This is a genomic window from Nitrospira sp. SG-bin1, assembly GCA_002083365.1.
Classification (GTDB): domain Bacteria; phylum Nitrospirota; class Nitrospiria; order Nitrospirales; family Nitrospiraceae; genus Nitrospira_D.
Genome location: LVWS01000043.1, coordinates 82,486 through 109,023, shown reverse-complemented (window position 1 = coordinate 109,023; position 26,538 = coordinate 82,486). Strand labels below are relative to the sequence as shown.

At 54.7% G+C, this 26,538-nt stretch carries 22 protein-coding genes; all 22 read right to left on the bottom strand.

Going from position 1 to position 26,538, the window contains the following annotated elements; translation table 11 throughout:
• Window positions 1-2: 2 nt before the first annotated feature.
• Window positions 3-494, bottom strand: a complete 492-nt coding sequence (locus A4E19_08925; GenBank protein OQW30923.1) for an HAD family hydrolase — start codon at window positions 492-494, stop codon at window positions 3-5.
• Between the two features lie 152 nt (window positions 495-646).
• Window positions 647-1,498 (bottom strand): hypothetical protein, encoded by an 852-nt coding sequence (locus tag A4E19_08920; protein OQW30858.1) that lies wholly within the window; start codon window positions 1,496-1,498, stop codon window positions 647-649.
• Window positions 1,499-1,581: 83 nt separating this feature from the next.
• Window positions 1,582-2,598 (bottom strand): dTDP-glucose 4,6-dehydratase, encoded by a 1,017-nt coding sequence (locus A4E19_08915; protein OQW30857.1) that lies wholly within the window; start codon window positions 2,596-2,598, stop codon window positions 1,582-1,584.
• Window positions 2,599-3,339: a spore coat protein gene (locus A4E19_08910; GenBank protein ID OQW30856.1), complete on the bottom strand. Its 741-nt coding sequence runs from the start codon at window positions 3,337-3,339 to the stop codon at window positions 2,599-2,601.
• A gap of 113 nt (window positions 3,340-3,452) precedes the next feature.
• A complete protein-coding gene (locus A4E19_08905; protein OQW30855.1) occupies window positions 3,453-5,354 on the bottom strand; it encodes a hypothetical protein in 1,902 nt (633 codons plus the stop codon).
• Window positions 5,345-6,442 (bottom strand): hypothetical protein, encoded by a 1,098-nt coding sequence (locus A4E19_08900; protein ID OQW30854.1) that lies wholly within the window; start codon window positions 6,440-6,442, stop codon window positions 5,345-5,347. Before A4E19_08900 ends, A4E19_08905 begins: the two co-directional genes overlap by 10 nt.
• A gap of 55 nt (window positions 6,443-6,497) precedes the next feature.
• Entirely contained in the window at window positions 6,498-7,313 is an 816-nt protein-coding gene (locus tag A4E19_08895) for a glycosyl transferase family 2 (GenBank protein ID OQW30853.1), read from the bottom strand.
• Window positions 7,310-8,110, bottom strand: coding sequence for an alpha-L-glycero-D-manno-heptose beta-1,4-glucosyltransferase (locus A4E19_08890; GenBank protein OQW30852.1), 801 nt, complete (start codon window positions 8,108-8,110; stop codon window positions 7,310-7,312). The genes A4E19_08895 and A4E19_08890 overlap by 4 nt, the downstream gene beginning before the upstream one ends.
• Window positions 8,107-9,423: a hypothetical protein gene (locus A4E19_08885; GenBank protein ID OQW30851.1), complete on the bottom strand. Its 1,317-nt coding sequence runs from the start codon at window positions 9,421-9,423 to the stop codon at window positions 8,107-8,109. The genes A4E19_08890 and A4E19_08885 overlap by 4 nt, the downstream gene beginning before the upstream one ends.
• Window positions 9,424-9,571: 148 nt before the next feature.
• A complete protein-coding gene (locus tag A4E19_08880) occupies window positions 9,572-10,600 on the bottom strand; it encodes a hypothetical protein (GenBank protein OQW30850.1) in 1,029 nt (342 codons plus the stop codon).
• Window positions 10,601-10,776: 176 nt separating this feature from the next.
• Window positions 10,777-11,760 (bottom strand): hypothetical protein, encoded by a 984-nt coding sequence (locus A4E19_08875; protein OQW30849.1) that lies wholly within the window; start codon window positions 11,758-11,760, stop codon window positions 10,777-10,779.
• 60 nt (window positions 11,761-11,820) lie between these two features.
• A complete protein-coding gene (locus tag A4E19_08870; protein ID OQW30922.1) occupies window positions 11,821-12,966 on the bottom strand; it encodes a glycosyl transferase family 1 in 1,146 nt (381 codons plus the stop codon).
• Between the two features lie 169 nt (window positions 12,967-13,135).
• A complete protein-coding gene (locus tag A4E19_08865) occupies window positions 13,136-14,020 on the bottom strand; it encodes a hypothetical protein (protein OQW30848.1) in 885 nt (294 codons plus the stop codon).
• Window positions 14,021-15,205, bottom strand: a complete 1,185-nt coding sequence (locus A4E19_08860; GenBank protein OQW30847.1) for a hypothetical protein — start codon at window positions 15,203-15,205, stop codon at window positions 14,021-14,023. It lies immediately after the preceding gene.
• A gap of 22 nt (window positions 15,206-15,227) precedes the next feature.
• Window positions 15,228-15,974 carry a methyltransferase type 11 gene (locus A4E19_08855; protein OQW30846.1) on the bottom strand — a complete coding sequence of 249 codons (747 nt, stop codon included), beginning with the start codon at window positions 15,972-15,974 and terminating at the stop codon, window positions 15,228-15,230.
• Entirely contained in the window at window positions 15,967-16,587 is a 621-nt protein-coding gene (locus tag A4E19_08850) for a hypothetical protein (protein OQW30921.1), read from the bottom strand. Before A4E19_08850 ends, A4E19_08855 begins: the two co-directional genes overlap by 8 nt.
• Window positions 16,588-16,798: 211 nt before the next feature.
• Entirely contained in the window at window positions 16,799-17,725 is a 927-nt protein-coding gene (locus A4E19_08845) for a hypothetical protein (protein ID OQW30845.1), read from the bottom strand.
• A gap of 38 nt (window positions 17,726-17,763) precedes the next feature.
• Window positions 17,764-19,995, bottom strand: coding sequence for a hypothetical protein (locus tag A4E19_08840; protein ID OQW30844.1), 2,232 nt, complete (start codon window positions 19,993-19,995; stop codon window positions 17,764-17,766).
• A 218-nt stretch (window positions 19,996-20,213) separates the two neighbouring features.
• Window positions 20,214-21,086 carry a hypothetical protein gene (locus tag A4E19_08835; protein OQW30843.1) on the bottom strand — a complete coding sequence of 291 codons (873 nt, stop codon included), beginning with the start codon at window positions 21,084-21,086 and terminating at the stop codon, window positions 20,214-20,216.
• On the bottom strand, window positions 21,083-24,562 hold the full coding sequence (locus tag A4E19_08830; protein OQW30842.1) for a hypothetical protein: 3,480 nt from the start codon (window positions 24,560-24,562) through the stop codon (window positions 21,083-21,085). The genes A4E19_08835 and A4E19_08830 overlap by 4 nt, the downstream gene beginning before the upstream one ends.
• A gap of 266 nt (window positions 24,563-24,828) precedes the next feature.
• Window positions 24,829-25,290, bottom strand: a complete 462-nt coding sequence (locus tag A4E19_08825) for a hypothetical protein (protein OQW30841.1) — start codon at window positions 25,288-25,290, stop codon at window positions 24,829-24,831.
• 20 nt (window positions 25,291-25,310) lie between these two features.
• Entirely contained in the window at window positions 25,311-26,483 is a 1,173-nt protein-coding gene (locus A4E19_08820; protein ID OQW30840.1) for a hypothetical protein, read from the bottom strand.
• Between the last annotated feature and the right edge of the window lie 55 nt (window positions 26,484-26,538).

Genomic DNA, 26,538 nt, shown 5'->3' with positions numbered 1-26,538 from the left:
CCTCAACGGCGCGACTTGGTCGTCTTCGGTTCGTCGTAAGAGTCGTAAGAATGGAGGATCATCTCGGCAAGCTCACGCACCGCCCCCTCCCCCCCCTTCTGTCGGCAGACATAGTCGACGACGTCCAACACTTGCGGAAGAGCATCCGCAGGGGCTGCGGACAATCCCGCCGCCTTCAAGGCTTCGATGTCGTTGACATCGTCACCGATATACGCAATCTGCCGGAGCGAGAGACTGTATCGCATGGCCATATCTCGAAGCACCGACAACTTGTCCATTACTCCCTGATGGAGCTCGGGAATGGCGAGCTTTTCGGCCCGTCTGGCCACCAATCGGGTTCGCTCTTGGGTCACGATGGCGGTGATGAGTCCGGCCTTCTGGAGCAATTTGATTCCCATCCCGTCACGGGTATTGAACTTCTTCCATTCATCGCCCGACTCGGAATAGTACATGCCGGCATCGGTGAGGACTCCGTCCACATCAGTGGCGAACAACCGGATTTCTCGCAAGCGATTCTTCGCGGGTATGTGCCAAGTTTTCGATTTCACGCGCGTATCGGTAGAGGAGTCGGATGTCCTGGAAAGAATGAGTTGCTATCTTAACCAGTCTCTGAACACTTGAAAAGGTTTTTGACCGATCGGAGCACTCAAATAGAACTCCCAGGAAGCGGGTGGGCGGCTTTGGCAAATCGGGCCAGAGCCTCGCTCCATTCCGGTAATACAAGGCCCAGAGAGGCCAATCGGTCCGGATTCAATACTGAGTACGACGGTCGCTTGGCTGGACGTCCTGCTTGCTCCGTTGTAATCGGTATGACGGGGCAGCAGAGTCCCATTTCACGAACGATGGCTTGCGCAAACTCATACCATGTGCACTGGCCGCGATTGGTCACGTGAACTATTCCTTCCGCATCCTTCCCGACCAACGAAGCCATGGCAGCGGCCAGGTCTTCGACATACGTAGGGCAACCGGATTGATCATGCACGACCTTCAAGATCGATTCGCTCTGCGCAGCCCGCATGATCGACTTCACAAAATTTTTTCCGACTGATCCATAGAGCCATGCGGTCCGGATGATGAGCGCCCTGGCGCCAGACGCCAGAACGGCCTGCTCTCCTTTCCATTTCGAAAATCCATATCGGTTGATCGGACGAGGACTATCATCTTCACGATACGGGATCCGCTGCTTCCCATCGAACACATAGTCGGTGGAAACATAGATCAACCGTGCCCCGACCCGAACGGCGGCACGTGCGATTTGCTCGGTTCCCGTGGCGTTCACCGCCAACGCGAGGTCCGGCTCTCGTTCGGCCCCGTCTACATCGGTGTAGGCTCCCGCATGGATGATCAAGTGGGGAGCGGATTCGATGATCTCTTCTTCAACACTCGAGCGAGTCAGATCAAAGTCCGGCAAGTCTTTGGGTATGACTGTTTCGTACCCAAACACCTCGCATAGCGCGCTGCCCAGTTGCCCGCCGGCTCCGGTAAGCAGAACTCTCATATCGGCAATGAACTCGGTTGAGACGAAGCTGCGGTGAAGTTCTCGAGAAAGTTACGCGCGGCTATTCAGCGGCAATCGCCGTCTCAACTGGCTTGTTGTAACCGCTTACCGTACATCTGTTCATAATACTTTCGGAACTCTCCGGACTTGATGGGGCGCCACCAGGACTCATGTTCTCGATACCATTGAATCGTCGCGCGCAGCCCATCTTCGAACGGGACGACCGGACGCCATCCAAGCCGACGAAGCTTCCCGCTATCAACCGCATATCGTCGATCATGACCGGGTCTGTCTGCCACGAAGCGGAGCAAGGTCTTCGGTTTGCCTAGGCACGAGAGAATCTCCTCGGCGACCGCAATGTTTTCGCGCTCGTTTCCCGCACCGATGTTGTACACGGTTCCCGGCTCTCCATGGAAAAAAGCCCGTTCGATCCCGGCACAATGGTCTTCGACGGCCAGCCAATCGCGATGGTATCTGCCGTCGCCGTACAAGGGCAACAGCTGATCATCTATCGCATTCGTGACGAAGAGAGGAATGAATTTTTCCGGATACTGATTGGGGCCATAGGTATTGCTGCCCCTCGTCACCACCACCGGAAATTGATAGGTAGTCCAGTAGCTCAACACCAGGAGATCTCCGCCTGCTTTGCTGGCTGAGTAAGGGCTACGCGGCTCAACTCGATCTCCTTCCGTTGACAGACCGGATTCGACGCTGCCGTACACTTCGTCGGTACTGACTTGAAGAAACCGTTTCACCCCAGCATGTCGTCCTTGTTCAAGCAACACGCCCGTGCCCACCACATCCGTGCGCGCGAAGCATCCCGGATCAAGGATCGAACGGTCGACATGCGTCTCCGCCGCACAATTGATGATGCCCTCGATGCGATGCTTGCGAAGCACGGATGAAACCAACGATCCATCACAAATGTCGCCATGGACAAACACATACCCGCCCTTTCGGCTGACCGTATCCAGATTGGTCAGATTCCCCGAATAGCAGAGAGCATCGAGGTTGACAACCTGGTGCTGTGCAGAGGCGACTAGACGCCGGACAAGGTGGGACCCGATGAAACCGGCACCGCCGGTGACAAGGATGCGCATCTATGCCGCCAGATCAAGATTGTTGGCACCGGTTTGGCCGACCAGCTGATTGGCCAGATGGAGAGACTCGATGGTGCCGGCATCCGTCCACCATCCCTCGAGCAGATCCCATGTCAGCATTCCGGCCTTGATATAAGCGTTGTTGACGTCGGTAATCTCCAGTTCCCCCCTCGCTGATGGTTTGAGCGAACGAATAAACCCGAAGACTTGGGAATCATAAAAATAAATCCCCGTGACGGCATACGGAGATCGAGGATGAAGCGGCTTTTCTTCTATCTTTACGACACGTTCTCCTTCCAAAACCGGCACGCCAAACCGTTGTGGATCCGGGACTTCTTTGAGGAGAATCCTTGCCCCACTTCGCTGATGGCGAAAGTGATATGCTGCCTTGGCGACGTTCCCTTGGATGATGTTGTCGCCCAACATGACGCAAATGGATTCTCCATCGGCAAAGTGCTCGGCCAACCGAAGTGCGTCGGCAATGCCACCCTCGCCTTCCTGATAGGTATAGTTGAGATGTTTGAGCCCGAACTCTGTTCCGTTCCCGAGCAATCTTAAAAAGTCACCCGCATTGTTCCCACCCGTCACCAACATGATTTCAGTCACACCCGCATTGACCAACGTCTGAATCGGATAATAGATCATCGGCCGGTTATACACCGGAAGCAGATGTTTGTTTGTAACCTTGGTGAGAGGCAATAACCTGGTTCCCAACCCACCCGCCAGCACGACGCCTTTCACTGCGATACCGTCCTCTCGTACGCGGTTCCTCGCTGTCCTTGTCGATTAATCTCAGTTCACACCATCTGGACAATAGCACGAAGGAGGCAAACCGACACTTGAATGTGCAAAACCTACGAAACCCACTGGGAAAGCTTAGGTTGGAAACTCGGCACCAGCCGCTTGAGATCGTGAAGCAGTTCTTCTTCATCGCTTTTAGGAAGCCTTGCCGGCAGTGACTCTACCCATTCAGCCAACTCGCCCACCGGGACAGGAGTGCCGACCGCTCGATGGATTTTGGGATGGGCGGTGGGTTCCGCTCGCTCGCTGTGCTCAAACAATTCTTCGTACAACTTTTCTCCAGGCCGAAGCCCCGTAAAGACGATGTCCACGTCCTTCCCTGGCACGAGGCCGGCCAACACGATCATGTTTCTGGCCAAATCGGCGACTTTGATTTGCTCGCCCATGTCGAGAACGAAGACTTCTCCTCCCTGCCCCATCACACTTGCTTGGAGAACGAGATGGACGGCCTCGGGAATCGTCATAAAGAATCGCTTGATCTCCGGATGGGTCACGGTCACCGGACCACCTTTGCGGATCTGTTCGGAGAACAGAGGCACCACACTCCCGTTGCTTCCCAACACGTTGCCGAACCGTACGACCGTAAACTTTGTGAGACCGGTGTGATTGAGCTCCCGTACCAGGTGCTCCGCGATCCTCTTGGTGACGCCCATGACACTCGAAGGGTTGACGGCTTTATCCGTGGAGATCAGCACAAATCGCTCCACGCGTGTTTTCGACGCGACCTCGGCGACCGTTCGAGTTCCCAATATATTGTTGCGAACTGCTTCCTTCGGATTCAGTTCCATGAGGGGAACATGCTTGTGTGCGGCAGCATGAAAGACGATATGCGGTCCGGTCTCACGAAACACTTCCGCCACGCGATCACAGACCGTCACGTCTCCGATGGCTGGCACGATCTTGACTGCCGGGAAACCCGCTTGTAACTCTAGGACAAGCGAATGGAGTGAATTCTCGTAGCGTTCGAACAGGACTAAGGCGTGGGGCTTATGTCGGGCGATTTGCCGGCATAATTCCGATCCGATTGAACCTCCCGCCCCCGTCACGAGCAGCGTCTTCCCGGTAATGAGGGGATACAGCTCGTGGCAATCCGTATCGATCGGCTCCCGCTGCAGCAAATCATCCAAATTCATCGGTCTGACTTGCTGAAGCAAGACCGAATCGCCGAGGAGTTGCTTCACACTGGGCAAGGTCTTGATCGGAACCGTGCAGCCCTCGGAAGCCGCCAAGATTTTCTGTTTCACCACCGTTGAAGCCGATGGGATAGCGACGATGATCTCTTGGGCATTCAGCTGATCGGCCGCTTTTTTGGTATCTGCGATCGTCCCGACGATCGGAATTCCATGGATCTTTTTCTTCTGTTTGATGGGATCGTCGTCCACGAACCCAACCGGACGGCAGTCATAATTCGCATCGGACAACATGTCTCTGACCACCAACTCGCCCGCATGGCCTGCTCCGATGATCAAGACGCGTCGTGCGCTCGGACTGACGACCTGGAGCCACTCCCGGAAGCCCCGTACGGCCAATCGGATGCCGGCCAAATACAATCCGTTCAATACTCCCGTCAAGATGATCACGGATCGGGGATACTCTGTAATCCCCCCGATATGATGGATGACTCCATAAAAGACCGCTGCGCTGATCAAAGAAGCTATGAGGATCTTCCCGAGATCGTGAAGACCGACATATCTCCAAAGACCTCGTTGGATCCCGAACACCCATAAACCCGCGCCGAATATCAGCAACACGGCGGGCACATGGTCCCACATGATGTGCCTGTATTCCGGAGGGATGTCTCCCTCGAAGCGCAGCTCAAAAGCCGCCACGTTGGCCGCCAAGATCAAGACCAACTGTGTGCCGATCACGACAAACGATCGGTAAGCAAGCACGAGGTTTCCGTATCGCCCAGCGATGGCGTGGAAGAGCTTCGCGGCAGTCTGTTTCATACGCATGGAGTCGGGAGGCGGAACCTACTTTCAGCCAACATCGTTTCAACGGCCTGGATCACGCGATGCACAGACAGCCGTTGGAGGCAGTCGCTTAAGCTGTTCACGTGGCGGTCGCACCCTTCGCCAAGACAAGGCACGCAGTCTCCTTCTCCTTGAAGGAGAAACACATTTCCCTGCCGCTGCGATCCCTGTCTAACCCACGGGCTTGGCGCCGTTGGAGGAAAATCCTTCGGCCAGGGTCCCCACTTCACGGGATTCGATGGACCAAACAGCACGACGCTTGGTGTGCCGACGGCGGCCGCCATATGACTGACGGCCGTGTCCGTCCCGACGTACAGATCGGCATGGGTCAGGAGGTAACCAATCGCCGGCAAAGTCACACAACCGACAAGATTCACTGCATCCGGCAGTCCTTGGATCACCTGTCGGCAATACTCCTGTTCGGTTGATCCCATTCCAGTCACGATAACCTTCATTCCACGGTCGTTCAGCCAATGTCCGAGCGCAACCCAGCCGGCAACGGTCCAGGTCTTATAGGCAAACTTAGGAGTGATATGAAGAACCGCATATGGTCGAGACCCGTGCATTTGAGGAAACACACGACAAACCGATTCTTCATCATCGGCAGTCCAGCGGACAACCGGAGTTCCCAGCGATTGGACGTCCAAAGATGCCAGTAGCCTGAGATTCATGACGACCGTATGGGTATGGAGGTTGTCAAACGGCACCCACCCATGGAGCAGCTCCCGTTTCCACCACGACTTGCCGTCGGTCAAGAGAGTGCCCAGGCGATACTTCCCCGCAACCCAGGCATGAAAAGTCGGACGGTCGCCCGCCAAGACCGACAAGGCAAGGTCGTAGCGACGCCAGATCGAAGCGAGCAGCATGATGTGCTTTCCGATCGACGGACGTTCGGCGATCGTCCAGATGCGATGGATATCGGGATTCGCGGCTACGACGGCCTGTGTTCCTTCAAACACAAGCATATCGATCATCAGATGCGGCAACGCCGCCTTAAGGGAACGTACGACCGGCGTAGCTAACAGAACGTCTCCAATTCGACGCGTACACACGACCAGCGCGCTGTTCATTTCCCGGGTCAATTTACAATCCGTATTTCGTCGTTACGGCGCCGGCCGGTCAACATCAGAGACCACCACATTGTTCGAGCCCGATGGCGGCTCGAACGGTGGACGAGCGCAAAAGATCATCCAGACGCTTCTGATTGTCGGTTAGCGTCATGCGATCCTGCTCCGGATGCCATAAATGGAACACCGCCGCAGCCATCCGTGCGTTCTTATGCTTCACTCCCGCGTGGAGCAGTCGAATGACCAAGTCGGAATCCTCCAACCCCCATCCTTCGTAGGACTCATCGAGTCCATTCACACGGATCAGATCATCCCTCCATACGGAGAAATTGCATGTCTTGATCCCTTTCCAGCGATCAGGCGCCCATTTACGAAACGGACCATCAGGGATTTTTATCAGTGGAAGCACTCGATTGACGTCCCGTTTCGACCAACACCATACCCAATCGATTGGGCTCCATGTATGGATCGGCAATCGCTGGCGAAGGATACGGCTCGTCAGCGCGGCTGAAAGCAATACGCGATTCGATCCGAGGAAGTAACCCGGCTCCGCCAGTCGTTTATGGACTTGCACGAAATGTCGTGAGGGAACACAGTCTCCATCGGTAAAAACAATATAGTCGACGCTCACCGACGCGACGGCACGATTGCGGATGGCGGCGGCTCGAAATCCCCGATCTTCCTGCCACACGTGCGTGAGCGGGAAGGGTGCCCGTCGTACATAGTGCCGGATGACCTCTTGAGTCTCCTGCTTCGAACCGTCATCCGCAACCACGAGCGTGAAATCTTGATCGCTTTGACTACAATACCCTTCCAGCACAGCCGCCAGCGCATCAGGACGATTGTATGTCGTCACGATCACCGCAGTTTTCATTTCGAAGGCGAGCTGCCGGGGCGCCGGAGCGGCATCTGTTTGGGGAGCGACCACATTTCCTGCTGTTCAAACCGTTTGGCATACCGATAAAAGGTTCCTTCGAAATTACCGAATGCGATGACAAACCCGGCCCAGCCGTCCAGAAACCCCCGCTTCGCCACATAATGCTTGAGAAATGACCAGATGCCATGAAACAACGCACTCCCCATCGATACTCGTTGGTCGGCAAGCTTCAACACTCCCAATGATGAATAGCGGTTGGCCTTCTTGACCACCTCCTCAAAGTCCCTGAATGGGATCTGCCAAATCGCATGGTTCAGCCGACCGACCGGCTTGGGAGTCAATAATTCATATCCTTCGTGAACGGGAGATTCCACGTAGTTCATGGATCCTTTGCGAAACAATTGCGGCTGACGAAAATTCGGATACCAGCCGGAATGTTTGATCCAGCGTCCCATGAAGTAATTCCGTCTCGGCACAAGATAGGCGTCATGCGCCGGAGTTCCGCTCAGGATCATGAGGATTTCATCCCGGACCTCCGGCGTGCATTGTTCGTCCGTGTCGAGACTGAAAATCCATTCATACGTACAGGCTTTGATGGCTTGATTTCGCAGATGGCCGAATCCCTGGAACGGAATCTGGACGACGCGGGCTCCCAAGTCTTGGGCGATTCGAGCGGTCTCATCGGTACTGGCGGAATCGGCCACGATGATTTCGTCGGCCCACAGCACACTGTTGATGGTATCGGCGATCTTCTTCGCTTCGTTGTAGGCGATGATATAAGCGGAAAGGCTCATGTCTTCGTTTCAAATCGTGGATCAGTCCCGGAACACATGAGACCGGAGAACAGGCAGTAAAACAGTTTCTCGGTATGGTCGTTGAGCGCAGGTTGGAAGAGACATGCGATTGCAATGGTGACGACCACTCCTCTGGCGATCAATCGGTCCGTGGCATCACCGACAAAAGGTGACCCTCGCCATTGTTGCGCGAAGAGCCAGAGCAGGAGACAAAGTCCGATCACTCCGACTTGTACCATAATCAGGAGGTATTGGTTATGGGGATGAGTCGGAACAGACAGGCCGAGCTTCTGGACGCGCATCGCGTATGCGTGGGTAAATCCTCCGGTGCCGACGCCCATCAGCGGGTGATCATGAATGATCTGGACCGTGTGATAAAAGAATTCCATCCTCTCCGTAACCCCATCGTACGTAGTCGTCTGCGGATTCCATTGCGCGACACCGCTGGCCACAAGGTCAACGCGATCGCGGAACGATGTCGAGACCTGATAGGCAGCCGAAAAAGTCACACTGAGAACAATGGTCGCTGCTACGACACCTCGCCATCCAAAGTACATGTGGAAAGCCACCATAGCAAGTCCGGCCAACACCACGTACCCCGTTCGGCCTTGTACCATCAATAAGACATTGCCCGCGGCCAAGCATGCCGCCCCGGCCCAGCCCCATCGTGCCCATCGATGCGAGGACTTCCAGGCGAGCATCCCGAACAACAAGACGCCGAATGCCATGAGCATGTTATGGGTGGTGTGCTTTTTAAATATACATGGGTTGGACAGATCACACGAAATGGGTATTGAAAGCACACAAGGATTGGACGAATCACAATTGAAGATCCAGCCCTTCGGAAGGAAGCCTCCGCTCAAGGCGAGAGACAGTGCCAACGTCACGATCAACGAAGCCGCCAATGCGCGGAGCGCGCGATTCCGATCTTGAGCATCGACGGCCAAGGAGATCAACAGAGGGATCAGGAGTAGCGTAGCGTACTTCTTTACCGACAACGCTCGATCTTCTACCGCGCCCTCGCCCCACAAAGTCCCTACCAGCAACCAACCGAACAATAGGAGCGCGGCCAACGCCACGGGATTCGCACTGACTCGGCGGAGTCTCTCCCGCCACCCTCCACTGACCGCCCAACACAATACGAGAAGGCCCAGGAGGATACTGTCTGCGACGACCCAAATGGGAATGGTGAACCCAAGCGCAGTCGTCGTCCAACCCGCCGCACGCTTCGCCTCCGTCTGGAGCAGGCTCATGCGCAATAGGGACGAATCGAGAACCGGTCCGATGCCTGAAGTTCTCTTTGTAACGGACATCTCTCGAAGCTATCCTGATTAAGGAGCCCGCCGGACACCGTGTCGCGCGTGGTCTTCAGCGTGAAGGGCGTCTGATCATCCATGCCCTTATCATGTTCGAGGAAGAGTCGAGCTCGTGTGATACGGCGAGGCGCCAAACAAGACCGCGCTACGCTTTGACGGTCACACGCGCAGGAGCCTGTTCAGAAACCGCCCGTGCAGAACTCTCTTCGCCAACCACATGAGCCTCTCGAACAGGGCGAGATTTTCGGGGCGTCTGTTCCAACCGATTGACGAGGATTCCCAAGACAAGAAACATCGCCGACCATACACCTAAAATAATGAGACGCCATTTTTCCGAGGAGTGATGATAGAGGACCGCCAGGCCTCCACACAGCATCATGATTCCGTACTCCGTGAGCACGGTCCTGCGATGACTCCATCCGCTTAGAATCAACCGCTGATAATAGTGTTCCCGGTGGGCTTCCCAAATCTTTTGGCGACGAATCGCTCGTCGGAGTAACGTCACGGTGGCATCCACGATGAATGGCGAGAAAATCATGACAGGGACCCACAGCTCGAATATTCCGTCGCGAACGCCGAGAATCATCAATGTTCCCGCCAAGAATCCAATCGTAATGCTGCCCGCATCACCCATGAAAATACGAGCCGGTGGGAAGTTATGGACAAGAAACCCAAACGCACTCATTGCCACGAAGGACGCGATAATGAACAAGACGGGGAACTGAGCCTGCCATCCAAAATAGGCGAGAAACCCGAACCCCAAAAAGGTCATTCCTCCAGCAAAACCGTCCATACCATCCATGAAGTTATACAGGTTCGCCATCCAGAGGAGGACGAGGATACTGACCGGAATCGAGGTGATCCCCAGCAGCAGGGTCGGTCCTCCGGGTATGGGGATGGAAGACAAGGTCAAACCCACACCCCCGATAATGATGCACGCGGAGACCGCCTGTATCCCTAAACGGAGACCCGCAGGGAGACCGACACAGTCATCGAGAAAGGACACCGTAAACACAAGGAGCATGGACGCCACAATCCAGAGACTTCCTGAGGCGAGGCCCTTTGGCAAGACAGGCTTCGACGGCTGTGCGATCGCAAGAACGCTGGCGGCAGCCATGAGCGCGATCACCACACCTAACACGATGGCCAACCCTCCGGTCTGGGGGGTCGGCATGGAATGCAGTGTCCGTTCGTTCGGATGAGCGAGGACGGAGAGAAACGATTTCCGGGAACATAAGTTTCTGGTGAGCCACCAGGCGCATATACCGGCCAAGAGAGCCGGGAATATGACTATTACACTTGGCATAGCTGGCGGTTATCTGATGTAGGCCACTTTTTTGTATACCGTGCTCAGACTCTTATCGACTGCCGATAGAACGCAATCAACTCCGGAACCGTTTCCTTAAAAGAGTGTGCGGCCTGATATCCTAATTCATGAGTGATGGACCCGGCACTGAACCAAGCACTACCGATGAGCTTGGTCAGCTGATTCGTCGTTAAGGGAGTATGCCGCCCACTGAAGACTTGGAGCAAGTCCCCCAATCGGGCGCCCCCCTTGAGTACCCAGAGTGGAACTCGCCATCTTGCAGGCGTCTTTCCCAATCCTGCGCGCAACCACTCATACAGATCAGTCACACAATAGGGGTCGGCATCAGCGACAATATACGCTGATCGCCTAAAGCACGACACCTGCAGACAAAGGGATACCGCATGCACGAAGTTTTCGACATGCAAAAGACTTCGGACCGTCGAAAGACGAGGCAAAGGGGGAAATCGCCCATGGTCGATCGCTTCGATCATTCGGTACAGGTTGCCTCTCATGGTCGGACCGTAGACCATCGGTAGACGGAGCGAGACTGCCGTGAAGCGATGGCGCGTTGCATAGTCGGAGATAAGTTGCTCCGCTTGCCACTTTGACTGACCGTATGGAGTCTGTGGATCGGGCGGTCGTGCTTCATCAATACATCCACTCGTCTCTTCCCCAAAGACTTTCACTGAACTCGCAAACACCATCCGAGGCACCCCGGACCGCACCGCTGCATCGAGGATGTGCCTGGTGCCTTCGATATTGACGACTTCGTAGTCCTTCTCTTGTCCCGAATCCTCCATTGCGTGGACTTTAGCCGCGAGATGCACGATGGCGCCACACCCGCTCGCGAGTTCCGCAGGCACCGGATATCGAACATCCGCAACGATCGTTTCGGCCTCCCGCGGGACCAACGAAGACCGGCCCGGTTCACGAATGACCGCCCGCACTTGGTATCCGGATCCGCAGAGCCTCCGGACAAGACATGATCCCAACAATCCGGATGCGCCTGTCACCAAAACCCGCATATGAAGTCACTGAATCGGATCGAGGTCCTGCAGTTCCAGCCGATGAACCACTCATTAGGATCATGTGCCACTGCAGAGTACTTCATGATACAAAGCCAAGGTTTGCCGAGTCACGACGGTCGAGGAAAATTCCTTCACGACGATCTCTCTCCCTCGACAACCCAATTCACTTCTCAATTGCGGACTCATTAGTAACATGACGATGGCATCTGCCAACGCAACGGCATTCCGGGGAGGAACCAGGAGACCGTTTATACGATGCCGGACAACTTCGCGGCAACCCGGGACATCGGTCGCGATGATCGGTTTTCCACATGCGGCCGCTTCCAGGAGACTGACGGGAAGTCCTTCGCGGTAGGACGGCAACACAACGATGGCCGCGTTTCCGAACACCATCGGCATATCGTTTCGTTGTCCCCACCACTCAATCACCCCTTCATCCTGCCATTGGTACAATTGATTCGAGTGAATGCTTGCCGGGTTGTCTTCATCACACCGCCCTGCAAGGACAAACCGCGCATCCAGCTTCATCTCTTTCACGATCCGCGCCGCTTCCACGTACTCCCCGACTCCTTTATCCCACAACATCCGGCTGGCCAACAGGACAACGAGTTCTTGAGGATTCTCGTCCATAGGACGGAACCGGTTTACATCTACTCCCGTTCCCCGAATAACTCGCGTTTGACTGTGCTCTACGATGTGATCACGCACCAGCTGAGCCTGATCCTCTTCATTTTGGAATACCGCGATCGAGCTGGCGGCTTTGCAGGCCACATGCAGCCCAAGCTTTAAGAACTGACGGAAGAATCTTGCCTTCAATTCTTCGCTGGTGAACGCGTAGCCTAATCCGGCAAATACATTGATCACGGAATGGACTCCCGCAAGGCGGGCCGCGATGGCCCCATAGAGAATCGGCTTGATGGCGACGTGAAAGACAAGATCAGGCTTTTCCGTTCGGTAAAGCCGAACCAACTCCATAATGGCTCGAGATTCTCGTATCGGGTTCAGACTTCGGCGAAGCAGAGTGATAGGAAACAGTTTGAAACCTTGTCGGGTGATCTCCGGGCCGTGTTCCTGGACGCGCATCGCGAGCAGCACTTCAAACCCAGCATCCCGCGCCGCCTGTGCGAGCCCCACCCAATGCAGTCGGAAGTACCAGTCCTCCGTGATGAAAAACAAAATCCTCGGGATGGAATTTGGCCGCACTGTCACGATGAGAACGCTATCCGATGACGCACATCACGGTTTCATGCTACTGAATGAACGCTTTCGACCGACAACCTTAGATGGTCAAACTCTAGGGCAATGATGCGTCGTAACACAACGGCTGAAGATCCAGCAATGAATCATGTCATTGCTCCGTCAACAGTAGCTGTCATCTGGTTCCGCACTCCGACCCACTCACGTCTTGCCAAACCACCCGCCATTCATTCCGCACCCGGTCGTTCACAGCCTGAAACGACCGCCTCGACGATCGGTTCAGTGCACCAGCCAGATCCAGCAGGACATCTCGTCCAAACCCGAGGCTATGGACGAAGATTCCTTGCATGGAGCGAAGGGCGGAATGGGTATCGTGTACTTGTCCGACGAGTCGGCGGCAATAGTTCAATCGACCACGTCCCAATTTCCTTGCCGCAATTCTGTCCATGCGATAACCCAAGAGCACTTCCTCCAACGCCGCAAATCGGCTGTGAGCAAAGCTCTGAAGAAGGAGTGCCTGATCTTCGCATCGCGTATCTTCGTCGGAATAGGGATGGGCCAAGAACCAGCCCCGCTTGCCCATCCATGTCGGATGGGCAAGCGGAAATCCCCACCATGGTCTTCGACAAATGGCTTCATGTGAGCTAGCCGTGGGATAACATCCGATGATCTCGCCTTCGCCCTTGAAAATCACGGCGCCCGTTCCCAGCAAATCGATGTCGCGATGCTCTTCCAGGAATTGAACCTGCCGCTCAAGACGTTGCGGATACGCCACATCGTCGGCATCCATCCTGGCGACATACTGTCCCTTCGCGAGACGCACGCACTGATTCAACCGTGAAGCGAGGCCCATATTCCCTGTCGGCTCTTGAAGGAATCGGATTCGAGAATCTTTCACACTCAATATGATCGCTGCGGTTCGATCGGTCGAACCATCATCGACGACGATCAGTTCCCAGTTTGGATACGTTTGGGCAAGGATCGACCGCAAAGCCAGGCCGATGGTTCCGGACGCATTGTACGCCGACATCGCAATAGTGACCAGAGGCCGGGCGTCCAATCAACTTTCCCTGTAGAACATCCGACCCGGCCACCCCGCGGCGGTATAGGTCCAGGCACCGCGTAGTCTCCAAGACAGCTCGAAAACCAACCGACGCGCCGCACGAGGGCCGCGGTCTTTCCCCCAGACGAGTGAAACAACCGATGCCAGCAGTGCTCGGATGATTCGAATGGCCGTTCCTGTGGAGTGGTCCTCTGCAGCGGTTTGAAACGTCGCCCAATCCACGGGCAACGCGCGCCGACGTGGAATACGGCGGGTCAGCTCGTCCAATAGCTCCTCAAACCGTCGCTCGTAGGTATGGTCGCAGCGCACCCGTTCATATCCGGAACGGGCGATCCTATCGCGCCGATCAGGACATGAGAGCAGCATCTTTACCTGTTGGACCATTTCCTCCCCACCCTCGAATGTCACAACCTCTTCCCCGATCCGGAAGTATCGCTCAAGGTTCGGAGCCTTTTCGGTCAGGAGACAGCCTCCATACCCGGGCACTTCGAAGACGCGCGCTTTGATCTGTCGGCTCTCTGGATTCAACGGACCATGTGCTCCATCGCTAAAATTAAGGCTGATCTGCGACTCGCGAATGATGTCCCCCATCCGCTTAGTCTCCACCGCGCCTTCCTGCCATCCATGTCCGAAACAGGTGACCTCGATGCCTTCGCGGCGAAGCCGGGCGATCATGGCTCGACGGTTCCCATAGGCGGCACCGACAAAGCTCACGGGATATCGACAGGCCTCAGCAGGGAGAGGAGGCATCAAGCTATCAGCCTTGGCCGCCCACTGAGAGAGGCAAACCGAATTGATGCCGTCTTGATGGTAGCGGTCGATCATCTGGGGGTAGGTGGTCACAAAGAGATCGAATTCCGACGCGATCAGTTTGGAAAACATCGGATACTTCCAGGAATCATCCGTCGACCAATTGATCACCCAGGTTCCACTGTTCCGAATGACTCGAACGGTCTCAAGCCACACTTCATAATGCATCAGCACACAGAAGACAACGTCCGGTCTGGTCTCTTCCACCCGTTGCAACAAAGCCTGATTCAAACGAGAAAAATCCCCATGGGGTTCGCGCGACAATGACTCGAAGAAACTGACCTGATGTTCTAATCGTCTGAGTGCGGGAATAAAATTCGCAAATTCGGGACCTTCTCCGCGCACAGGGTCGCCATAAGCATGTTCTCCCATCACACACAAAATCTTCATGGCATCACGTGTGCCGAGTCCGTCTGGCCGTCACATGGTAGCCGACGGTAAACCGCCTCTCGTGGTCGAACTGATCCAGCCATTTGCACGATACAGGGATGATGAAACCAAGGACGGGACAAAGCGCGACCCATATCGGAAGCCAGAGTAGCCGAATCCCGAGGGGAAGACTCCTGCTTATCGGATTGGTCGTTTGAAGAAACCTCAAGGATTCTTGTGCGAAAAATCGAAACGACCCTTCGTTCGGTTCAATCGAGATGTCTTCAAATCCGGCTGCTTTCAAAAAGCGCTCGTACCACCAAGGCGTATAGCCGCCGTAGTAATGATAAGGTTCTTGATGAATTCCTGATCCAAGCGGTGCGGTGAGAACGAGCGTTCCTCCCGGCTGAAGAATCCGCGCCAATTCGTTCACCACACGGATAGGCTCTGGATGATGCTCCAGCACCTCCGTACAGAGCACCACCCCAAAGCTGCCGTCCGGCACCGGGATGGCGGTCACGTCCGACACGAAGTCGAGAGCCCCATAGCCCCCATGTCGGAGCTGGTCGCCCCGCAACGGGGCGAGGTCTTGCGTACGGTAGTGGCAGTGTGCGAACAGTGCACGATACGGGCAAGAGCCGGCGCCGACATCCAGCACGCTCGTCCCACTCGGCACCAGCGACGCCTGTTTCGCAATCCAACGATCGCGCCGCACGACGTTATAAGCAAACAGCTCGCTCTGAGCCAACCAGGCCCGTAGAGACCTACTCACGTGCTTTCACAAATTCGAAAAGGCCACATCCATACTCTAGGTTGGCAGCAGTTTCTGGTGAAACATCCTCATTGAACTGTCCCACATCGTCTACAAGAGAAAAAGATATGAGCATGAGTTCCTTGAAGAAGTCCCTGACCGTCTTCGGCGAAAACACTCGATGCGCATTGAAACAAACCCGTTCGCGTCCGACCGGTACTGATAGAAAGAGCGTACCACCGGGCATTAACACGCGCTGGAGTTCAGAAGCTGCGAGCTGACTTCCGTCAGGATTCAGCGGATCGCCATATCGCCCAAGACCCACATGTTCAATGACATGCAGGGATGATAGTGACCCAATGCTGTCATCACCGAATGGCAATCGCACGATATCTCCTGCCAGCGAAGTAAAATTGGAGAGGCTGACGCGAAGCGGACGATAATCGACGAACACGGTTTTCACGGCGGCGCTCAGCACATTGATCATCATCGCACTGGAACCCACGTCGACATGAAAAGCCGGACGGGATCCTTGTAACCGCCTTGCAAGCCATGCAGCCTGAAAGAAATAATGCGGATCGAAGGGCGTGTCTACGACACGGTCAACAAGGCAGGGGTAAGAGTCCCTGAGCAACAGCTGCTGGGTGGCAGCCTTCTCGTTATAAGCTTTCCATTCCGCGAGGTAGCGAGGCAATGCACCAAGACTGGTGAGGAAGTGGGGGCCAAGAAACGCCGCACCCCATCGGATAATTGCGCTATTGCGAAAAAGATGCCTCACAACGCGGGAGAGAGCGGCAATGGTCAATGGGAGCGGCCTGAAAACGATGGGACAAGAGAAGGATGTACTATTGGCATACGCCGTCGGTGATACTCCAGTATTCAAGTACATCATGAGGAAAGGGTCTTTCTCGCTCAAACATCTGTACCATAGCGGAATAGCTCGTCAGGTCTCTGACATAGAGCGACTTCCAGTCATCAACGCACTGTTTCACCTGGCTTGCCCAATCATGGTGTTGAACATCCACCTGGGTACAACAGGAGGATATGTGAGAGCTATCGTGTGTCCCCAGCGAGACTGTGGCTCGTCCGCTTTGGAGTCCGGCGATAACTCGCATTAATGACAACCACTGCCAACCTCCTCGCTGAGGAATATTGACAATCACTTTCCCCGACCGATTGATTGCGTTGCGACGCTTCCTTGATACGAATTTTCTCGGACACATGACGGATAGCCCCGCAGCCTCCAACATGGAAAGCAGCCGAGCACGATATTCCGTCATGGCTCCGGTAAACACAAGATCGTTGACGACGATATCAGAAGGACTCTCTGTCTCAAAATTCAAGCCTCTGCCGAGATCCGGAAATGGGATTGCACGCACCTCAACACCAGGCACAAGCGTTGAGATATTTCGCAACTCAGGCAAGTCACCCAAGACGAAGAAACAACGGAGATAGGGCAGGCACTCCAACAGATGCTCCATCCGAGTGAGAATTGTGGACGAGTGCATGTAATCGTTGTGACTCCCCAGCGGAGCACCGTGGAAATAGATCTGGCCATGCTGAAAATCCACATGCTCGGTCATGATCACCGCGATTCGTTTCCGCGATGACCGGCAAAAGTCGAGCAACACATTTCTACTGTTTTCCGTGGAGAACCCTTCAATGAGAACATTCAGAGACGAGGGACGCGGCTGTTTCCCGACGGAAACCGGATAGCCGTGCTGACGGAAAGCAGTGACCGCAAAGCCCACTTGATCACCGATCCCATACAATTGATGATTGTAGACCCAGCAATGGATCGAAGGCTTCTTCAGCGGGTGCCTCGTCTCGACGCTTCAACAGAGTCGGCAGGATTCTGCCAGACCTGGTGCCATGCCGACTCGACGGTGGATGCAGTCAAAATTTTGCGTTGAACTTCTTCAAGCGAGGGGCCTGAAAAGAAAGGAGTATATTGTTTTGATAGTAACTTTGATTTTACGAATGCGCCCTCACTTTGCAAAATAGCGTAAAACTCTCTACCTTGACGGACGATATTGAAATTGTGAAACCCTTCCACAATAACCTGAGCTGATTCAGTGTCTTCTTCAAAATCGAACGACTTCGATATCGACATGCTGGCAACGATGCTTCCAAGCACCTCATCTACAGAATGTCCTCGATAACAAGACGAATAGCCACCGGCCTCGGCCTTCTTCGGAGAAAATTCTCCTTCGCGCTGAAGTATGGCATAGTATCGATCACGATGTCGGATAATGTTATGTCCCGAGACTCCCTGACGGACGAGTTCGATATCGGGCTCTGCGTTGGGCCTGGCGAACCCGAGTCCTCCATGCCGACGATACACCGCAAGGACCGAGGCTGCGTAGTGATACAAGGCTGGAAATGGCCTCAGAGTTTTGGAAACCCATCGAACCAACTTGCGCCGTATTCCTTCCCGACGCCCTCCGAGCGGGTGAAGGTATGTTCCTTCCAGTTCTTCCAAGGTATACGCGTACGTCACTTCTGGTGCGCTAGGTTTATGATATCGGGCCAATACGGACCAGTCATTCAGCTCGATGCGAGGATTGCCGTAGGTCTGGATCATGGCACCACCCAATTCCCATACCATGGCGAACTCCGTCTTTATTCGTAACATAGGCTGCGGGGGGCTCTCAAACACTCGTGCCCACTCACCGCTCTTGATCGTGCACTCGTTCAAGCAACGGCTCAGGTGATCAAAACCGGACTCTCCGGTAACGGACGCTGGCCTGAAGCGAGCGTATAAATCCACCACCAAAGCCCAGAAATCCTGGGCAAACCTTTGCCCCGAAAACCGCTCTCGGGCATACGTCTGCGTACACCTGTGCATATCCCAATAAGTATCTTCCTTCTCCAACAAAGCACACACGCGGCTTCTCAGTTGTTCAACCAGAAGATTGTCAAGCTCGGCGTTTCGACTAGATTGGCCAAACAAGAGATCCGTTCCTGCGCCTTTGGGCCAGACTTCCTTTCGTACACCGTATAAAACGATCCCATTTTCCCCATCGGCGACGCACACCGTGATACCCATGGCATCGGACACGACTGGAATCGCTCCCGCTCTCATGGCCTCCATGATCGAAACCGAGTGCAAATCCGCACTAGGGAGCAGGAAAAAATGCGCGCTGGCCATCAAAGATTGTATTTCATGGCTGGCCAAATAGCCTTGATCCCAAACAATACTTCGGCCGATTTCACCCTTCACCCAAGATACATCGACTCCATACTCCTGCAACTCGATATCACCAGGCATGGCACAACGAAGCATCAGGAGGCCGCCTCGACCACTGACGACCATCTCCTTCCAAAAACGTAAGACGAGATGCCCCCCACGACGAAAGAAATTCACCGGATTCTGGTTCGCGGAATTGACAAACAAGAACCGCGGCCTGGAAAGCGACGGCTTTTGACATGGTTCGTGAAGAGGGAGCGCATCGTCACTTAGCCCAATTCGCGAGGGGAACAACTTCTTGTCGATGGTTGTGTCGGACAAGAATGCGCTAAGCGCACGAAGCGTCTCGGGCACATGGGAAAAGATTCCGAGGCACAGAGGATGGGCAAAAATGCTTCTATAATGCTTCCTGAGATCTTCGTCGCTATCAACACTGTCGCCCCCTTGTTGCGCAAAAGGGAACAAGATCGGTGCAAACGACTCGCAGTGAAAAACAAACGGCCGTTTGAGAGAGGGGAACGGTGCAGTGTGATGAAACTCTATGTCGCCCTCCAGTGCGGCAGTCAGAACCTGGTCGGGAGGCCAGAAATATTCCTCATACTGAGTTGCAACGGGGTTTTCATCAACTCGACGAGAGCGGGCGGCGTGCTTTTTTATTTTCTCGACCGTGGCCTTCCGTACCGACGCATCGCCCTGAAACTTGCGATACAGTTCGACGTTATCCCACGCCGACAGCTTGATATTCTCGGGGGCATGATCAAACAATGCTCGATAAAGCGGATGAAACCCATCCAACGGAATGTAGTGGCTTAGGTTCCAAGGGATCGCGACGTTCAAGATAGGGCTGGTCATTTAATGCTATGTCGTCAGTTCATTGACCGAGCGATGGACCAAACAGCACAACTCACTTCGGTCGTGCGTCAGGGGACGGGGCGTTCTCTTATCGTTATCACGCCCCTCTCCTCTTTTATGATGTATTTGCGTACCTGTAATCAACCTCTGCCAGACCTTCACCTCAGATAAATGCGCACCTATGCTCAAACTGAAAAGTGATGCCGCTACGTGATGCGTTACTGCGTGGCCAAGAGTGATTGAGGGTATTCTTGAGTGAATGCAAATGCGAGATGGCGTCCGTCACGATTGAAGAAAAACCCGTTGGGACCGCCAGGCGGATGGGACAGCAACACGAGCACCATGCTGACCACGGCGTACGGACTCTCTATGGATCCCTGATTCATTTCCGTACGCGCTTCGCCTGGCACCAAAACGTTGATCTGAACGTCCTTGCCCGGATATTTCAAGGCACATTCGGCCGCAAGAGAGGCCCCTAGCGTATTAAGAGCTGATTTACTGATATTGTAGGGACCAAAACCAGGAGTCGAGGCCCAGCCGGCAAAAGAGGATAGAAAGATGATTCTAAATTCATCGTCATGGCTTAAGAATGGCATAGCCGCCTTGCAGGTCAACCAGGGTCCCGTCACATTCGTAGCGAGAAGGTCCGTCCATGCCGCAGCACTTTGGTCTGCAAGTGGATAGGACGTGGCTCCCTGTTGAGGGAGCGCGGCGCTATGCACCAGCCCATAGAGACTCCGAGTGAAAAGGCCGATGGTCTCCGACGCCCGGGCCAGGTCGGTTTCCAGTCGAATATCCGCCGGGACCGAAACGCAGCGGCTGACGTCAATGCCGAGCGAAACCCCCTCGGCCAGCGTCTCGTGCAATTTCTCGATTCGTCTTCCTGAAATAAAGACTCGGGCGCCGGCGGCGGCAAGCGCCAGCGCGATGCATCGTCCATATCCGGTGCCTGCGCCTGTTATCCAAAAGCTTTTGCCTTTCAGCCGTTCCCATCTGGCTAGCGGCAACCCGAACCGATGCTCCTGCCAGGACGCCGGGGCGAGGTTCTGTAAGATGCCGGGAGTTGAAATGTTTTTCTGGAACAACCTCATGCTTCAACGGCACTGCACGATCTGACATTGTTGTGACCCAGCGCAAGGATTTCATTTTCCACCGCATCACGGGAAACGTCGCGAATGACGCCTGGCATCTCTAGGACGTCGATCTCCGTTAGATCAATGGGCCCTAACGCATGCGGCATGCCATAAATCCAGCCCTCATAGGAGATCACATCGTATCCTTCCTCCGGCATCGTACGAAGCAAGACAGGCGACTTTGTAAATCCAGATGCGTGCGAACGACCATCGCTTGTGGCGGCCGAGACCTTCCCTGACTCTCCCCCGAGTTTCCGGATCAGACCATCCACTTCGGCTATGGTGTCTCCGACCAACATGCCGGGAATCGACGAGAGTAACCCGGAATCCCATTCCACATAGGCCCCATGTGGGACCCCGTAGAACATGCCGTCAAACTTCACGAGGTTGTAATTGCCGATCGTCCACAACAATTCCGGTTGAGCATTCTTGGTCACGACGGACAGGATGGAGAAATTTTCCCCTTTCACAGGCACTCCGATCGGTGTTTCATTACCGACGCCTCGTCGCGCGACAAGGCGCATGGCACGCTTCAGCGGCTCTTTGACATACGCAACGACGACTGCGTGGGGGAGCATGCAGGCGAGTTGCAGATCGTTCAGGTGCCCACCGTTCCCTCTGTTAAAACGTTCCTGACGGATGAGGCGACGAAGCTCTCCTTCAAATGATTCGGGCAGCAGCTCGACCATCCGGCGCCATACACTGACATTGCGCTTACCTGCTTCCTCGCCCCTCGATCGTCTTTCGATGGACGATTTCCGCCCAAACGGATCCTTCAGGACCTCTTGGTCCACGGCGATATGCATCTTGCCGACTCGTAGGATGCGGGGCTTTCTGGGGATCTCAATTGATTCGGACCTTTCCCCCACGCTGTCCACGCGCATGTAGGATCCGGATTCCCGCTGCTTCTTTTGATCATCGTAATGACCGCGGGAATTCGCCCATCGGGCACTTTCTTCAATAGCCACGATGAGGTCCTCTTCGGTTGGATGCCGAAGAATGCCGGGGATTGCGGATGCTTCCGGACTGGTTATATCCACGCTGCTGAGTGCGGCCGGAATTCCATAATACCAACCGTTATGGAAAATAATCGTGTGGGTGTCCATTTTGCGAACCATGCGCGGCGCCAGACCGGCGATCCCAAACAACGGCGGTTCCGCGGCTGGCTTCGCTGAATCCTCCGATGGCTTGCCCGCTTCCTGAAGCATCGGCAGCAGTTTGGCGGGGCGTGACGGCTCAAGGACCGCGAGAGGGCCACGCTGGCTTGAGGCTTCCAGCGCCGCCTGTCCTTCGATGTCGTTGGACTCCGCATCACGGTCTTTTCCTCCGGCGATTTCAAATTCCCCGGCGCTGATCGACGTGCCCGATGTCCCCGTCCTGGCTTTATCACGATTGAATTTAACATCCTCAATCACCCGGTTGGCCCACGCTCCAACATTAAACCCGGCGTCGTGCAATGCAAGCACGATACGCTCGAATCGTTCCTTGCGGACTTGCGCGTCGATGTATGGATCGATACTGTGCCACTGATCTGCGGGAAGAGCTCTCGGATACTTCTCGTACATTATTTCCTTGGGTTCCTTCAGTACAATGTCGTGAGATGCCGGATCGATCCAATAGACGCTTCCGTTCACCAGGATCAGCGGATTGATGTTCGCCAAACGCCCGATATAGTGACGATTTTTAAGAATGAGCTCGATGCCCTCCTCCACGTCTTGGTCGGTTTCCCCGGGAACACCGATGACCCAGTTAACCTCCGTAAAAATCCCGACCTCCCAGCAATCCTTCAGGTTCTGGGTGATCATGTCAACCGTGTACCCCTTCATCTGCAGCCGCAACGTCCGCTCCGAAAAAGCATCGATTCCGAAACGAAGCGCGACAAAATTGGCCTCCCTCAGCTTTTCGAAGAAGGCTCGGTTTTGTTTCTTATTGACGCGTAGCTGGCCGGTAAGCTTCACCTTGCGGTGTAGGCCGCGGCGGATGATCTCATCACAAATCTCCATGACCCGTTCGGGCATGCCGCCGAGATCGCTCTCGTTAAACATGAACAAGTGGCAGCCACGTCCGACCAACCACTCCAGTTCATCGACAAAATTTTCTTTGGTGCGAATGCGCCAGTAGAATCGTTCCGCGCAGAACGTGCAGCGCGACCAGCGGCATCCGCGGCTTGCGATGATGGGAGTCAGCTGGTAGTCATTGAAGTTTCTGTACACGCTCAGATCGCACCACTCGTATTTGGGAAATTCGATTTGATCCAGATTGTGAATCATGGGAGCTGGAAGATAGGAATAGTCCGGCGTATCGAAGCGGGACAGGACACCCGGTTGGTTGAACGGTCGCTCACCCTTTGCCAATGCCTCCAACAGCGGACCGGCCGTGAGATCCGCTTCACCGATGCACATATAGTCGCATTCCGGGAATGCGCGGCGGCCGACATCCGCGTTGTAGCAACTGAACCCGCCGACCACGATCATGATGTCGGGCAATTTCGCTTTGACGCCGAGCGCAACTTCCCGCGCCGCCGCCTCATTGCATCCTTGGATTGAAAGCCCGAGTACTTTCGGCCGTGCTGCGACCAATGCCGCGATCGCCTCGTCGATGACCGGCCTGAAGAACTCCAACACTTCATTGCGCCCGGTTGGACCTGAAGCTCCTCCACCCGTTGCAGTCCACAGATCGTAGTGCTCCGCTTGCCACGGATCCTCCGGCAACACCAAATCACCAGGGAGCGTGATGCGGCCGCCCATGTCAAAGAGCCGGTGAACATGAAATCGATGGTAGGAAATAATATCCAGATCGACGATTTGAAAGGACACTGCAGTCTTCTTCAGGGCGTTGTTCAAATATCCCAATCCATTGGGCATCAAAGACAAGTTACGTGAGGGACAGTCCACAATGGCCACATCGAGATCTTTCCTGAACTGGATCTCAGGGATATCGATCGGATAAATATTGCGCGGTAACGGCGTCCACCCGCGGGCTGGAATGACCTCGGGTTCGACGTCGGCTAAAATCATGAGGTCGACGATAGTGACCGATCGAGGCAATTGCCTCGCCATCTGCATACGTGGAACCGCCAATGTTTCGCAGAGGAAGACGGTCTGTGTCTCGTTTGGCAGCGCGCCCAACCGGATACTGGCCAGACCATGCGGCTGATGCAACTCCGGGGAATTGTCGTACAACACGGTGCCGACAATCCTGGCGTTGAGATCAGGGACATGCTGCAAAAGATAATCTACAAACCTCTTCGAACCCACCAGGGCAAGGCCGGGCAACGTCATGAGATGCGCGCCAAGCGCATGCAAACATGCGACATCGTCCTGTCCATTGTCGAAGGCGAAGCATTGATGAGGGCTGAATATGACGCGTGTCCCCTCTACCTTAGTAGTTGCATGGCCTTTCTTAAGAGTCAGAACGACGGCTGTATCGGTCATCACTTACCTCATACGCAGATTAAAGATCCATACCTCACCTGTTATTCGGTCCTCGGGGATTACTTCCATCGGGCAGAAAGACAATACTGATGTGACCGAATAATGACCTAAGATACACAAGCACACATGTGGCATCAATTCACTTTCTGACTGTTCACGATCACATAACCATCCCTGCATCAGATCCAGAGCCAATCACGGTCCAACTCACAGTTTCTCCTCGTGATGAGGTTTCCATCGCGGTTCAGTGGAGCACCAACGGCGGATTATCGATGCGAAGGCTGCGGTGCATACCTTGGGAGAGACCGCACTTGGTCAATAGTGGCGATCAATTGGGCCGCGTCCCATTGACTGCTCGCGTCGCACAGTGCCATGAGTTCGTCCGGAATTGTCCCTTTATTGATCGCGGGCATACCGACAATGGGCTTATTGTGTTTCTTTGCCATTTCGACTTCCATGTCGACCCACAGTCGGGCGCTCCGAATCTCATATACCCCAGCAAGGAGCACGACGACGTGCGCGGGAATGATCTGGCTTTCCAGGGAACTACGGATAAATCGGCCTCCGGCTTCCGTATTCGGACTGATGGCAGGATCATGCCAAGGCAGACTGAAGTTGCGCCACAGAAGTCTCGGCACCTTGTCCATGAGTTCTGTAAATTTTGTCCAATCTTCATGAAATCTCCAGGCATGAGTGACAAAAAGGTCATAATTTTTTGAAGTTCGCATTATGAGCATCCCGGAATTGATCAAAACCTAGTATAACCCCTAGAGGCCACGTAGACTTTCTGTAGGAGCCCCTCGTAGTTTTCAGAAACCAGCAAATCTGGATGAACTCTTCCCTCGTCCGTCGACAGATCAAGGTTGCCGACGCTTTGAGGCGCCGCGTAGAAAGCATCTTTAACTTTTACGATATTGTATCCCCTCACGGAACACAGCAATGTTGGATGGTCCGCCGGTACGTTATGATTCACCCTGCGTGGGGCGACATGATTTCTGTACAATGCGCCCAGCATTCCTGTGAGACGTTGACCGACAAGTGAAACCATGTTCTTGCGAATAGGTTTCCACAGGTGATCTCCGAAATAGCGCCCCATAATTTCTTTCGCCAAGGAGACCCATAACCACCTGATTGCCCACGGTGAATACCCCCCTTGCCCCGTCAAATCGGCGTACCGTGTCTCAAGCGCGGATCCGATACAACGATCCTTCATCCGTAAAGCCCAGATCTCAGAATTTTCACGCAACGGTTGAAATCGGCCTGTCGAAAACGCTTCAACGGCCGTCAGCGCATGACCATCAACATGGGGATAGGCCTTTTCCAGCAGCTGTTTCAGTGATGCCTTCTGACCATTCGTGCCGATGGGATCCGGATGCGCGAAATGCCACAGAGCCACTGATGGGTCATGCCACTGTTCAGGCCACCCGGCATTGATCAGGCGCCATCCCAAATCATAAGGCCCGCACAGATAGCCTTTGTAACTGGGATGTTCATCGAACCCTCCGAATCGGATCGCGTCGCTCCGGCGTACGGTCATACAAGCCCCCTCGTTGACGATGAGGGGCCACCATTGCCAGCGGTCGCGGTCTTTCAATGTCTCGGTGGCGGTCAGGCCTTCGGGATAGAGGAGGGACGTGCGCCATTCATAGTGCATGAGCACCAGCGGCACGGCAGACTTCTCGCCCTCCATCTGAAACGAGCGAAAGACCGAACGAACAAAATCCGGCGGAAACACAGCATCGCTATCACACACGCAGATCAATTCACCGCGCGCATGCAGCAATCCCGCGTTGTAACCGATGTGCTTGTGATAGATACCTTGCTGATTGCATGTGATGACGACATCCGCTTTCTTCATCACTTCGTCGACGACACGGTCATAGACTTCCACCCAGATCAGCTCATACTGATCCTTCGGCACATCCTGTTGCAGTAGCCAATCAAGAGTGGTGAACCGTTCGCGACAGCTCCAATCC

Bases quoted from the DNA above. Each gene is read 5' to 3' on its own strand.
- A4E19_08895 (OQW30853.1), bottom strand. From the start codon at position 7,313: ATGAAAACTGCGGTGATCGTGACGACATACAATCGTCCTGATGCGCTG.
- A4E19_08905 (OQW30855.1), bottom strand. From the start codon at position 5,354: ATGCGTATGAAACAGACTGCCGCGAAGCTCTTCCACGCCATCGCTGGG.
- A4E19_08915 (OQW30857.1), bottom strand. From the start codon at position 2,598: ATGCGCATCCTTGTCACCGGCGGTGCCGGTTTCATCGGGTCCCACCTT.
- A4E19_08880 (OQW30850.1), bottom strand. From the start codon at position 10,600: ATGCCGACCCCCCAGACCGGAGGGTTGGCCATCGTGTTAGGTGTGGTG.
- A4E19_08830 (OQW30842.1), bottom strand. From the start codon at position 24,562: ATGACCGATACAGCCGTCGTTCTGACTCTTAAGAAAGGCCATGCAACT.
- A4E19_08875 (OQW30849.1), bottom strand. From the start codon at position 11,760: ATGCGGGTTTTGGTGACAGGCGCATCCGGATTGTTGGGATCATGTCTT.
- A4E19_08835 (OQW30843.1), bottom strand. From the start codon at position 21,086: ATGAGGTTGTTCCAGAAAAACATTTCAACTCCCGGCATCTTACAGAAC.
- A4E19_08825 (OQW30841.1), bottom strand. From the start codon at position 25,290: ATGCGAACTTCAAAAAATTATGACCTTTTTGTCACTCATGCCTGGAGA.
- A4E19_08900 (OQW30854.1), bottom strand. From the start codon at position 6,442: ATGAACAGCGCGCTGGTCGTGTGTACGCGTCGAATTGGAGACGTTCTG.
- A4E19_08890 (OQW30852.1), bottom strand. From the start codon at position 8,110: ATGAGCCTTTCCGCTTATATCATCGCCTACAACGAAGCGAAGAAGATC.
- A4E19_08840 (OQW30844.1), bottom strand. From the start codon at position 19,995: ATGACCAGCCCTATCTTGAACGTCGCGATCCCTTGGAACCTAAGCCAC.
- A4E19_08860 (OQW30847.1), bottom strand. From the start codon at position 15,205: ATGGGAGAACATGCTTATGGCGACCCTGTGCGCGGAGAAGGTCCCGAA.
- A4E19_08920 (OQW30858.1), bottom strand. From the start codon at position 1,498: ATGAGAGTTCTGCTTACCGGAGCCGGCGGGCAACTGGGCAGCGCGCTA.
- A4E19_08885 (OQW30851.1), bottom strand. From the start codon at position 9,423: ATGTCCGTTACAAAGAGAACTTCAGGCATCGGACCGGTTCTCGATTCG.